8 protein-coding genes are annotated in these 11,754 nt (G+C 69.7%); 5 read left to right on the top strand and 3 right to left on the bottom strand.

The window, feature by feature from the left end:
- The first annotated feature begins 1 nt into the window (after position 1).
- Both H4Q84_RS11495 and H4Q84_RS11490 read left to right on the top strand, forming a co-directional pair.
- Positions 2–667, top strand: a complete 666-nt coding sequence (locus H4Q84_RS11495; RefSeq protein ID WP_248583521.1) for a glycohydrolase toxin TNT-related protein — start codon at positions 2–4, stop codon at positions 665–667.
- A gap of 412 nt (positions 668–1,079) precedes the next feature.
- Positions 1,080–1,430 carry a TNT domain-containing protein gene (locus tag H4Q84_RS11490; RefSeq protein ID WP_248583520.1) on the top strand — a complete coding sequence of 117 codons (351 nt, stop codon included), beginning with the start codon at positions 1,080–1,082 and terminating at the stop codon, positions 1,428–1,430.
- Positions 1,431–1,485: 55 nt separating this feature from the next.
- Here H4Q84_RS11490 and H4Q84_RS23165 read toward each other — a convergent pair whose 3' ends face one another.
- Complete coding sequence (locus tag H4Q84_RS23165; RefSeq protein WP_282580335.1) at positions 1,486–4,068, bottom strand: hypothetical protein; 2,583 nt, start codon at positions 4,066–4,068, stop codon at positions 1,486–1,488.
- Positions 4,069–4,277: 209 nt separating this feature from the next.
- Here H4Q84_RS23165 and H4Q84_RS11480 point away from each other — a divergent pair, with 209 nt between their 5' ends.
- The gene (locus H4Q84_RS11480) at positions 4,278–6,908 is read left to right on the top strand and encodes a hypothetical protein (RefSeq protein WP_248583519.1); all 2,631 of its coding nucleotides are present in this window, start codon (positions 4,278–4,280) and stop codon (positions 6,906–6,908) included.
- A 61-nt stretch (positions 6,909–6,969) separates the two neighbouring features.
- On the opposite strand, the gene H4Q84_RS11475 is transcribed toward H4Q84_RS11480, so the two are convergent.
- Both H4Q84_RS11475 and H4Q84_RS11470 read right to left on the bottom strand, forming a co-directional pair.
- The gene (locus H4Q84_RS11475) at positions 6,970–7,722 is read right to left on the bottom strand and encodes an IclR family transcriptional regulator (protein WP_248583518.1); all 753 of its coding nucleotides are present in this window, start codon (positions 7,720–7,722) and stop codon (positions 6,970–6,972) included.
- A gap of 39 nt (positions 7,723–7,761) precedes the next feature.
- Positions 7,762–8,286, bottom strand: coding sequence for a hypothetical protein (locus tag H4Q84_RS11470; RefSeq protein ID WP_248583517.1), 525 nt, complete (start codon positions 8,284–8,286; stop codon positions 7,762–7,764).
- Between the two features lie 171 nt (positions 8,287–8,457).
- Here H4Q84_RS11470 and hutH point away from each other — a divergent pair, with 171 nt between their 5' ends.
- Complete coding sequence (gene hutH, locus H4Q84_RS11465; protein ID WP_248583516.1) at positions 8,458–10,029, top strand: histidine ammonia-lyase; 1,572 nt, start codon at positions 8,458–8,460, stop codon at positions 10,027–10,029.
- Entirely contained in the window at positions 10,026–11,687 is a 1,662-nt protein-coding gene (gene hutU, locus H4Q84_RS11460; RefSeq protein ID WP_248583515.1) for a urocanate hydratase, read from the top strand. Before hutH ends, hutU begins: the two co-directional genes overlap by 4 nt.
- Positions 11,688–11,754: the final 67 nt, after the last annotated feature.

The following is an 11,754-nucleotide window of genomic DNA, read 5'->3' as shown; positions in this document are numbered from 1 at the left end:
GATGACGTCCGCGGACCAGGAACCCGACGCTGAGCGGTGGTCGGTCGTCGACGTCTCGCGCCGGGCGGCGGAACTGGGTGCCGACCTCGGGCAGGTGGTCGTCGGTGTGCAGGTGGACCAGGTGCCTGCCGCCCCCAGCCACGTGTGGCTGCTTTTCCCGACGTCGTCGGGGGGTTTCGTCGTCGGTGGCATGGACCGTGGCGAGTTCGCACCCTTCGCTGCCTTCTCCGAGCCCGAAGACGCCGCTCGGGTGCTGGGACTCTGGGCGCGGCAGCGCGATGTCGCTGACATCCGCCGCACCCGCGCCGAGCTGACCGCGGCTGCCCTAGGTGCTCGCAACGCTGTCGCCGAAGCATCGGCGAACGGGCCGGTCACCGGCGCAGAGGTGCCGGTCGGTGCGCCGTTCGACCACATCGGCACCAGCAGCGGTCACTGCCTGTACCTCTACGACACCCCGATGTCCCAGCGGTCGTTGCCGCCCACCGATCTCAACGAGGTGCGCAGCGGCTACGTCGTCTCGCGGGCGCTGCCGGCAACATGCCGGGTGGGCGTCGTGCCCGAAGGCTTCGGACAGCCCGGGGGAGGACTGCTCGTGAAGCTCGACCGGGTGCTGGCCTATTACGTCGACATCGGGATGCTCACGCCGTTCGCTGTGCCCCGTGACTGACGGGCTGCAGTACGTAGTACGACCTCGGGCACAACCTCCAATTGCGTGGACAAATTGCGTGGACAACGGGTACGTCTCGGAAAGGCGGATGAGGAGTGAACGCTCACACCGAAGGGGCGGCTCAGCTGGCGCGTGCGCTCAGTGAGGCAGGCGCCGACCCCGCGACCGTGGTGTGGGGGTCGGCGCCTGAGCCGGGCGCACCGCCTCCTCCGGAGGGCCCTTGGGTCCTGTTGCCGTACGGCGCGCAGCTCATGGTGGGTGCGCTCGGTCGCGGGAAGCTCGTCCAGTACGAGTCGATGTGGACGGCGAAGGACGCGATCGACCTGGCAGTGCGGCTCGCGGTGACCCCGATCCCGCTTCGCACCGCGCCCCTGACGGAGTCCGAGCGGGAAGAAGGACCGGTGAGGCGATCGTGCGACGCACGAGGAGCCGTGGCGGTGCGCCCGGAACCAATGGGCTGGAGCCGGGGGACCTGCTGGACTCGATCGGATCGGAGACCGGTCATCACCTGTACGCACTGGGCACGTCGTTCCCGATGAGGTCTCAGCCTCCGAGCGATGTGGGGGCGCCGTACCTCACGCTTCGCGTCGCGTCGAACCTGCCGGAAAGCGTGCGCGAAGGCGTCGCTGCCCCCTGGTTCGAGCAGCCGGGTGGTGGCGCGATGATCGTTCTTGACCGTCCGACGCGTTGGTACGTCGATCGGGGCTTCCTCGAGCCCGTGGACATCAATTCGCCGGGCACGTTCGCGGGCGACTCTGCATGAGGTGGACCGGAAGGTGACGGTGCTGAGGAAGCCCTGCAGGCGATCGCCTGGAACTTCACCGCGTGGCGCTGACCTTGCCATTGTCGGTGAGCCGCACGGTCAGCTTCACGTCCTTGGCCCCGGTGCCGGCACAGTAGACGAAACGTGAGCCCAGCCGCTGCCACGGCTGGCCGACCCGGTGCATGAGCGTGCGGATCGTCGTACCGGGGCGGGCGGCCCTCTTGAACTTCTTCACGCCGACCTGGAGGTCGGGGTTGCGGCACGAGTCGGGGGCGATGCCCTGGGCGCGTTCCCACGTCTGCAGGTAGGCCTCGGCGCCGCGCATCATGTCGTCCTCCAGCGCCGGGCCGTCGGCGCCGGCGACGTGCGTGATGTCCTCGATCCAGTCGGCGTACTGGCCGTACTGCGCGACACCGTCGACGTTGATGTCGTAGACCCGCTGGCCCGCGCGCTGCTTGTCGACCGTGACGCCGTTGAAACCCTTGAAGGGGTAGGTCACCGGGTTGGCGGCCGCAGGGCCCCGCGGGTTGCCCTGGGCACCGAGGCCGTTCATGTCGGCGCCGTAGCCGAAGCCGAAGTAGTAGCGCGGGTCGGCCCAGCCCAGGTGCCGGCGCCACTTCTCGACGAAGCCGGTCGAGTCACCGGCGTACGGCGCGACGTAGCCGCCGAGCTCATAGATCCGGGGGTAGGCGTCGGGTGTCGACCACGAGTGGCTCGACAGCACGCCGGCGTAGCTGTTGGCCTCGAGTTGGGAGAGCAGGGAGTCGCGGGCCTTGACGCTCATGTGGTCGGGGTCGATCAGCATGTTCTTGGCCATCAGCCGGTCGACCAGGTGGGCGCCGAGGTTGGTGAGCCCGCGGGAGTTGCAGTGCGCCGGCGGGCCGTAGAGCGGCAGCGTCCCTAGGTTGGCCAACCCGAACAGCTGGCCGACCGCGCCGAACAGCGCATCCTGTTGGCCGGCACTGATGTCGGGTGCGGCGAACTGCGCATGGTCCGAGCTTTCGCCGTCAGCCGGCGCGCAGTGCTGCATGTCCCAGTAGGACCCGGTCTCGAGGAAGTTGGCCGCGTTGACCACGGCACCCGTCGTGCCGTTGTCGCCGGCGATGCCCGAGAGCGCGTTGTCGAACTTGTTGACCAGCTCCATCTGGCGCACGCCGAGCGCGCGCATCTCGTCGAGGCCGGCGTCGATCTGGGCCGTCGTGCATGCGGGCTGGTCGCCGAGCAGCGGCACCTTCTTGTACGTGCACCCGAACGGCAGGCTTGTCTCGATGCCCATCACCACCGCGAGCTTGCCGGCGTTGATGACCTTCCGCGCCTGCCAGGGCGACGTGACGATGCGGTACCAGCCCTTGCCGGGGCCGCCGTACTGCGCGTCGATGTAGTCCTGGAACTCGTACATGTCGTGCGCCTGCAACCGCAGGGAGTCCATGTCGTCGCAGGAGTTGCGCTTGAGCGGGTAGATCTCGCAGAGCTTGTTGTTCTCGACGAGCAGGTTGACGAAGACGCGCTGGCCGGCCCGCCAGGACCGCTCCATCCACTTGTAGTAGGTGCCCTCGTGGGTGAGCGAGTTGGGTGCCGGCCAGTCCTTGAACGTCGGCCAGCCGACGGGGTCGTGGGTCGGCTCGCCGGACAGGAGCGCCTCGAGGGCCGCCCCGTTGCCACCCGTGACGCTGTGGTCGACGCAGTCCTTGAGTGCGTACGCCGGGCCGTACTCGTCCCACGGCTTGCCACAGTGCACCTGGCCGCCGAGGAACTCCCAGGCCTGGCCGTGCGTGTGCGCGTCGACGTAGCCGCGGACCTCCTGGTACGACGTCACGCCGGCGTGCGGACGACCGCTCACGTCGACCTGGCTCTCGGGGTAGGCGGTGCAGCCGGTCGTGCGGGCGAGCCGGAACGGCACGGCCTTCGGCGAGACGGTGACGGTGTGGCCGGTGAGGGAGAGGTGCCTGCCCTCGCCGACGGAGAAGAGGAACCCGCGACGGGTCTTGCGAGCGGTCCACTCGGTCGCGGGGCTCGGCGCGGCGGCCATGGCGGCGGCGCCGGTGGTGGCGGGGGAGCCGACGAAGTCGGACGCCGTGCCGAAGAGCAGGTAGACGCCGAGGTCGGTGGCGCGGAACGTGAACGGCTCGGCGTCGCTCCGACGGGTGGTCGTGGTGGTGAGACCAGCGCCACCGTCACGGCTGATGTAGGTGCCGTTCGGCGCCTGCACGGTGTAGCAGCCGCCGGCCATCGCGTAGCGGTCCTGCGGCACGGCGCGGCGCTTCTGCATCACCGGGACCGTGGTCAGCCGCGGGTCGGGCAGCGCGCGCTCGCGGGCGACGTACGCCGCGTTCGAAGCGGCGTCCTGGCGGGACGTGGGGTCGACCGTCTCGGCCGAGACCTCGCCGCCGCGGCCCAGCGCGTTCTTGGTGGCCGGGTCGTTGTGGCTGTGCGCGACCCCGGCCAGGTCGGGCCCGATCGCGACGACCCTCGACGCGTCGTACGCCGTGAGGAGGCTGCCGTCGCGGGCGCCGGTGTGCGCAGGCAGCAAGGTGGCTCCGACGACCAGCGCCACGGCTGCGAGAACTGCGGCTGCGACGCGGCGCAGCTGCTGGGCTCTGGTCACGGTGCCTCCCTTGTCGAGGGATGAACGAGCCACGTCAGAAGAGGGTACGGGGATCTGTGGCCGTGGCTCGCAGGACTGTTACCGGTTTGTGGAACAGGCGTGGACGGTCGGTGGGGGACCGAGTGTGACGATCAGTCCGTCGGCCATCAGCCAGCCGATGTCGTGTGCTCGGACCGGGGGGTCCGCGGCCTCGCCAAGACGGCGAAGTCGACTGGGAGCATCGTCCGAGTGGGGGGAAACCCATGTCATCGTCATTGTCCGTTCGTGCGCGCAAGCTTCTGCTGCGCCTCGTCGCCGTTTTAGTGGTCGCGGTCGGGGTCCCGGTGCTTATCGCCGGGCCGGCGAGTGCCCACCACCCCGAGATCACCGCCACCGTCGACTGCAACGGCATCGTGAGCTACACGGCCAAGTCGTGGGCCGGCTCCACTCCTGAGCAGATGACGAACCCGAACATCGGCGTCTACCTGAAGAAGGGCAACTCCTTCGACAAGGTCGCCCAGGGTGCCTTCGCTGCGCCCGGCTACTCCTTCTCCGGCACACTCGACATCGGCCAGGCCAAGACCGCCACCATCCGCGTCAAGGCTGACGCGCAGTGGGGGAGCGGTGTCGCTGCTGGCGACTTCCGCGACGTCACGGTGACCGTGGACGCCACCTGCGGCCAGACGAAGGTCGGCATCTGCCACCGCACTGCCTCCGAGACGAACCCGTACGTCTACATCGAGGTGCCGAAGGACGAGGCCGACGGCCACATCACCGGCATCGCCAAGAATCACGACCAGGTGACGTGGCGCGAGGACGGCATCTGGCGCGGCGTCTCCCACAAGGCTGGTGACCCGAAGCTCGACTACTACGCGTCCGGACCCGAGGTGTGCGACGACACGACCCCGCCGTCCCCGGTCGAGCTGCCTACCGCCCAGATCGCCAACACCTGCACCGGGTACTCGATCTACCTCAACAACACCGCCTCCACCGGCGACGTCACGTTCGTCGTCACCGTGAACGGCACCTCCACCGGCTACCTGGTCGAGAAGGGGAAGACCCGCGAGATCACCGAGACCCATGCGGCCGAGGGCGACGTCTTCAACATCACGGTCAAGCAGGGCACCAAGGAACTGGCCGCGAAGTCCTTCACGATCGACTGCGAGAAGGTGGCGCCGGTCGCCACGATCACGCCGACCTGCACCGGTTACACCGGCGTGCTCGACAACAGTGGTTCCAACGTCAAGGTCACCTTCACGGTGGTCGTCAACGGTGTCTCCACCGACATCGAGGTCGCCGCCGGTGAGAAGCAGCCGATCTCGAAGACCGACGCGGTCGAGGGTGACACGCTGACCGTCACGGTCAAGCACGGTACCGAGGAGCTGGCGACCAAGTCGTTCACGATCGACTGCGAGAAGGTGGCGCCGGTCGCCACGATCACGCCGACCTGCACCGGTTACACCGGCGTGCTCGACAACAGTGGTTCCAACGTCAAGGTCACCTTCACGGTGGTCCTCAACGGTGTCTCCACCGACATCGAGGTCGCCGCCGGTGAGAAGCAGCCGATCTCGAAGACCGACGCGGTCGAGGGTGACACGCTGACCGTCACGGTCAAGCACGGCACCGAGGAGCTGGCGACCAAGTCGTTCACGATCGACTGCGAGAAGCCGGTCGCCACGATCGAGCCGACCTGCACCGGTTACACCGGCGTGCTCGACAACAGCGCTTCCGACGTCAAGGTCACCTTCACGGTGGTCCTCAACGGTGTCTCCACCGACATCGAGGTCGCCGCCGGTGAGAAGCAGCCGATCTCGAAGACCGACGCGGTCGAGGGTGACACGCTGACCGTCACGGTCAAGCACGGCACCGAGGAGCTGGCGACCAAGTCGTTCACGATCGACTGCGAGAAGCCCGTCGCCACGGTGGCCAACAGCTGCACCGGCTACACGGTGACGCTGAACAACACGGCGTCGACCGTCCCGGTCGACTTCACCGTGACGATCGACGGCACCGTCTCGACGGAGACCGTGCCGGCTGGCCAGACCAAGACGCTGACCGGTCCGGTGGCGGAGAACTCCTCACACATCATCACGGTCGCCAACGGCAACGAGACGCTCGCCCAGTCGGCGTTCACGGTCGACTGCGTCAAGCCGACCGCCATGGTCGCCCAGTCGTGTGCCGGCTACGACGTCACGCTCGACAACTCGGGCTCGACCCTCCCGGTCGAGTTCACGGTGAACGTCAACGGTGTCGACCAGCTGGTCACGGTGCCGGCCGGCCAGGTCCGCCACGTGACGGGCACCCTCGTCGAGGACTCCACCAACACGATCACGGTGCGCGGTGGCGGCGCGGAGCTGGTGAGCAGCATGTTCACCCAGAACTGTGAGACCGCCGCCCCTGCAGCCGCCGTGACGCATGACTGCACGTCGTACACCGCGACCCTGACCAACACCGGCTCCAACATCCCGGTCGAGTTCACCGTCAACGTCAACGGGGTCAGCCAGGTCGTTACGGTCGCCGCGGGCCAGTCGCAGCAGGTCACCGGCCCGGTGGTCGAGGACGGCACCTACACCGTCACGGTCTCCGCGGGTGGCGCCCAGCTCGTCACCGGCAGCTTCGTGGTCGACTGTGTCACCGGTGGCGGCGACAACGCTGGTGGCGGCGACAACGCTGGTGGCGGCGACAACAACGGCGGCGACAACAACGCCGGCGACAACAACGCCGGCGGTGGCGGCGCGGGTGGCACCGGCTCCGACACCCCGTCCAACGACGGCTTCCTGCCCGCCACCGGTAGCCCGGCGCTCCTCGGCCTGGCCCTGCTCCTCGGTCTCGGCCTGGTGGCCGGCGGTGGCCTCGTGGTCACCGGCGACCGTCGCCGCATCCGCGCTAACTGACAAATCCCCTGATCCGCCGGCCCGACTCGAATCCACGAGTCGGGCCGGCGGCTTTTCAGCGTCAGCGGCCGGACAGCCGGCGGCTCAGGAGCCGTGCCGTTTGCCGAACCGCCCCGGCGGTGACGTCGGGTCTCCGGTCATCAGCCGCGGGCCAGGTGACCGCGACGGAGGCGACCGGATGCGCATTGTGATCGAGTACGGCGGCCGCCACGCTGGCGAAGCCGGGCGTGACCTCGCCGTCCTCGACGGCGTACCCACGTTGCCGGGTGTCGCTCAGCATTGTCCGCAGCGCGGTGAGTGAGCGCGGCCCGTGGCCGTGTCGCTCGACGAACGACTCCTTGTCGGGATACAGCGCGCGGACCTGCGCGGCCGGCAGCGCAGCCAGGATCGCGCGGCCACTGGCGGTGAGGTGGGCGGGCAGCCGCACTCCGACGTCGGTCACCAGTGGTGGCCGGCCCGGGACCCGCTCCTCGAGCACGTAGAGCACGTCCCGGCCGTGTGGCACCGCGAGGTGGGCGGCACAGCCGGTGGTGTCGACCAGGGCCATCAGATGCCGGCGGGCGAGGCGCTGCAGGGGAGCCTGTCGGGCATAGCCGCTGCCGACCTCGAACGCGGCGACGCCCAGCCCGTAGCGGTGCTCGTCGGGCAGGTGCACGACGAAGCCCTCGTCGATCATCGCGTTGAGCAGGTGGTACGCCGTGGAGCGAGGCAGGTCGCAGGCGCGCACGATCCGGTCCAGGGGCACCGGGTCGGGCTGGCTGGCCAGGAACCGCAGCACGCGCAACGTCTTCGTTGCGGCCGGCACCTGGCTCATGGCCGCATCCTGCCCCAGCCCCGCCTCACCGCGCGGTCATCACGCGCGGTGGCTGCCGCCCTCGCCCGACTCGATCGGGCGGCCGTCACTGTCGAACCGGGGACCGACGTGGTGCGGGTCGACGATCGGCCGGCCGTCGGCGTCGTACTCGGTGCCGCCGGCCTGGGCGGTTGCCGGCGCCGCCGTGGTGGAGTCGTCCCGAATCGTCTGGGGCGAGTAGTCCTCGGCCCGGGTGTCGACGTCGGGGTCGAGGCGGTCGGCGGCCCGGATCTGGTCCTCGTGGGCCGCCTGCTGCTGCGTGGCGGCCTGGCTGGCCTCCGTCGCCCGCTCCTCGGCGCGCTGTGACTCCAGCCGGGCCTTCTCGGCCTGGGCCTGGGCCACCTTGGCCTCTGCCTGCGTCTCGGGGATCGCGGCAGCCCGGGTGTCCGCCTCTTCGCGGAGCTGGCCGGCACGGGCAGCGTTGTCCTGACGGTTCTTCTTGCGCATGGACGCGGCGACGAGCCCGATCAGGGCAATGACGACGACGACGATGACGACGATCACGATGACTGTGGTGGTGTTCATCTCGGGTTCCTCCTCCTGCACGGCATCCGGAGCGGCGCGCCGTGCCAGTCCGCCACCGTGTCACACTCGGGTCGGCGCTCACTACCTCCCGCGGGGTGAAGTCTGGCATCCGAGACAGCGCGGGCAGCACGGGTCTGGCACGTGGCCAGCCCGGGGGGCTTGTATGGAGCCATGGCTACAACGACTCTCACCCCGGTGCCGGTGAGCACAGGCCCCGTCTCCTTCGCCGAGCTGGTGGCTGTCGCACGCGACGGTGCGCCGGTCGAGCTGACCGAAGAGGCCTGCGCGGCTATCGACCGGGCCCGGGCGGTCGTCGAGGAGCTAGCGGCAGCCGCCACGCCGTCGTACGGCATCTCGACCGGCTTCGGCGCGCTGGCGACCCGGCACATCCCGACCGAGATGCGCGCCCAGCTTCAGCGCTCGCTCGTGCGCTCGCACGCGGCCGGCTCCGGGCCCGAGGTCGAGCGCGAGGTGGTGCGCGGGCTGATGCTGCTGCGCCTCTCGACGCTCGCGACCGGGCACACCGGCGTACGCCGCGAGACGGCCCAGCTGCTCGCCGGACTGCTCACGCACGGCATCACCCCGCTGGTCTACGAGTACGGCTCGCTGGGCTGCTCCGGCGACCTCGCGCCGTTGTCGCACTGTGCGCTGGCGCTGATGGGTGAGGGCGATGTCCGCGACGCATCGGGCGAGCGGATGCCCGCCGCCGACGCACTTGCTGCGGCCGGGCTCACACCGGTCGAGCTGGTCGCCAAGGAAGGGCTAGCGCTGATCAACGGCACCGACGGCATGCTCGGCATGCTGGTGATGGCGATCAGTGACATGGAGATGCTCGTCCGCACCGCCGACATCTCCGCCGCGATGTCGGTCGAGGGCCAGCTCGGCACCGACCGGGTCTTCGCCGCCGAACTACAGGCGATCCGGCCGCACCCAGGCCAGGCGGCGTCCGCGGCCAACCTCGTGGCGCTGATGGCCGACTCCGGCATCGTCGCGTCCCACCGCGGCCCCGACTGCAACCGCGTCCAGGATGCCTATTCCTTGCGGTGCTCGCCGCAGGTGCACGGCGGCGTCCGCGACACCATCACGCACGCTGCCTCGGTCGCCGAGCGCGAGCTCGCGTCGGCCGTCGACAACCCGGTGGTGCTGGCCGCCGCAGATGGGCAGAGCGGTCGCGTCGAGTCCAACGGCAACTTCCACGGTGCCCCGGTCGCCTACGTGCTCGACTTCCTGGCGATCGTCGCGGCCGACCTGGCCTCGATCAGCGAGCGTCGTACGGACCGGTTCCTCGACAAGGCGCGCAACCACGGTCTGCCGCCGTTCCTCGCGGACGACCCGGGCGTCGACAGCGGGCACATGATCGCGCAGTACACCCAGGCCGCGATCGTGTCGGAGCTGAAGCGCCTCGCCAACCCCGCGAGCGTCGACTCGATCCCGTCGAGCGCCATGCAGGAGGACCACGTCTCGATGGGCTGGTCGGCCGCCCGCAAGCTGCGCCGCGCCGTCGACGGGCTGTCGCGCGTGGTCGCCATCGAGGTGCTCACCGCCGCCCGTGCGCTCGACCTGCGCGCGCCGCTCGTGCCGTCGCCCGCCACGGCCGCCGTCGTGTCGCTGCTGCGTGAGTCGGGCATCGAGGGCCCCGGCCCCGACCGTCACCTGTCCCCGGAGATCGAGATCGCGGTCTCCCTCGTCCAGTCCGGCGCCGTGCTGGCCGCCGCCGAAGCAGTGATCGGAGAACTGAAGTGAACGACAATCACAGGCTCCCCATCCACGCCGCCACCGGCACCGAGCTGAGTTGCCGTTCGTGGCAGACCGAGGCGCCGCTGCGGATGCTGATGAACAACCTCGACCCGGCCAACGCCGAGCGCCCCGAGGACCTCGTCGTGTACGGCGGCACCGGCAAGGCCGCGCGCAACTGGGAGTCGTACGACGCGCTCGTCCGCACGTTGCGCACCCTGGGCGACGACGAGACGATGCTGGTGCAGTCGGGCAAGCCCGTCGGCGTCATGAAGACCAACGAGTGGGCGCCGCGCGTGCTCATCGCCAACTCCAACCTGGTCGGCGACTGGGCCAACTGGGAGGAGTTCCGGCGGCTCGAGGACCTCGGGTTGACGATGTACGGCCAGATGACCGCCGGCTCGTGGATCTACATCGGCACGCAGGGCATCCTGCAGGGCACCTTCGAGACGTTTGCCGCCGTCGCGGACAAGAAGTACGGCGGCACGCTGGCCGGCACGATCACCCTGACCGCCGGCCTCGGTGGCATGGGTGGGGCCCAGCCGCTGGCCGTGACGATGAACGACGGCGTCGCGATCTGCGTCGACGTCGACCAGACGCGCATCGAGCGGCGCATCGAGCACCGCTACCTCGACGTACAGGCTTCTTCTCTCGAGGACGCCGTGGCCCGGGCGATCGCTGCTCGTGATGCCCGCGAGCCGCTCTCGATCGGCGTGCTGGGCAACGCTGCCGAGATGTTCCCGGCGCTGTTGGCGAGTGGTGCGCCCATCGACATCGTCACCGACCAGACATCGGCGCACGACCCGCTGTCCTACCTCCCCGTAGGTGTGGCGTTCGAGGACTGGCACGACGCCGCGGCCCGCGACCCCGAGGGTTTCACCAAGGAGGCCCAGGCGTCGATGGCCGCGCACGTGCGGGCGATGGTGGAGTTCCAGGATGCCGGTGCCGAGGTGTTCGACTACGGCAACTCGATCCGCGACGAGGCCCGCAAGGGCGGCTACGACCGGGCGTTCGAGTTCCCCGGCTTCGTGCCCGCCTACATCCGGCCGCTGTTCTGCGAGGGCAAGGGCCCGTTCCGCTGGGCCGCCCTGTCGGGTGACCCGGCCGACATCGCCGCCACGGACAAGGCGATCCTCGAGCTGTTCCCCGACAACGAGCGCCTGCACAAGTGGATCAAGATGGCCGGCGAGAAGGTGTCCTTCCAGGGGCTGCCGGCGCGGATCTGCTGGTTGGGCTACGGCGAGCGCCACCTGGCCGGCCTGAAGTTCAACGAGATGGTCGCGTCCGGCGAGCTCAAGGCGCCGATCGTCATCGGCCGCGACCACCTCGACTGCGGCTCCGTCGCGTCGCCGTACCGGGAGACCGAGTCGATGCTCGATGGCTCCGACGCCATCGCCGACTGGGCGATCCTCAACGCGCTGGTCAACACCGCGTCTGGTGCGTCGTGGGTGTCGTTCCACCACGGCGGCGGTGTCGGCATGGGCCGCTCGCTGCACGCCGGGCAGGTATGCGTCGCCGACGGCACGTCGCTCGCGGCCCAGAAGATCGAGCGGGTGCTGACCAACGACCCGGGCATGGGCGTCATCCGGCACGTCGACGCCGGCTACGACCGGGCCGTCGAGGTGGCTGCCGAGCGCGACGTACGGATCCCGATGACGGAGTCCTGACCTGGTTGTCGTACGTGTCTGGCCGGGGTAGTCCGGGGCAAAATGCACCTCTGGCGGGCGATCCGGG

It is taken from the genome of Nocardioides sp. InS609-2 (assembly GCF_023208195.1).
GTDB lineage: Bacteria > Actinomycetota > Actinomycetes > Propionibacteriales > Nocardioidaceae > Nocardioides.
This window is presented reverse-complemented; position numbering and strand designations above follow the sequence as displayed.

Excerpts from the sequence above, each read along its gene's own strand:
- H4Q84_RS11495 (WP_248583521.1), top strand. The coding sequence starts at position 2 with ATGACGTCCGCGGACCAGGAACCCGACGCTGAGCGGTGGTCGGTCGTC.
- H4Q84_RS11480 (WP_248583519.1), top strand. The coding sequence starts at position 4,278 with ATGTCATCGTCATTGTCCGTTCGTGCGCGCAAGCTTCTGCTGCGCCTC.
- H4Q84_RS11475 (WP_248583518.1), bottom strand. The coding sequence starts at position 7,722 with ATGAGCCAGGTGCCGGCCGCAACGAAGACGTTGCGCGTGCTGCGGTTC.
- H4Q84_RS11470 (WP_248583517.1), bottom strand. The coding sequence starts at position 8,286 with ATGAACACCACCACAGTCATCGTGATCGTCGTCATCGTCGTCGTCGTC.
- hutH (WP_248583516.1), top strand. The coding sequence starts at position 8,458 with ATGGCTACAACGACTCTCACCCCGGTGCCGGTGAGCACAGGCCCCGTC.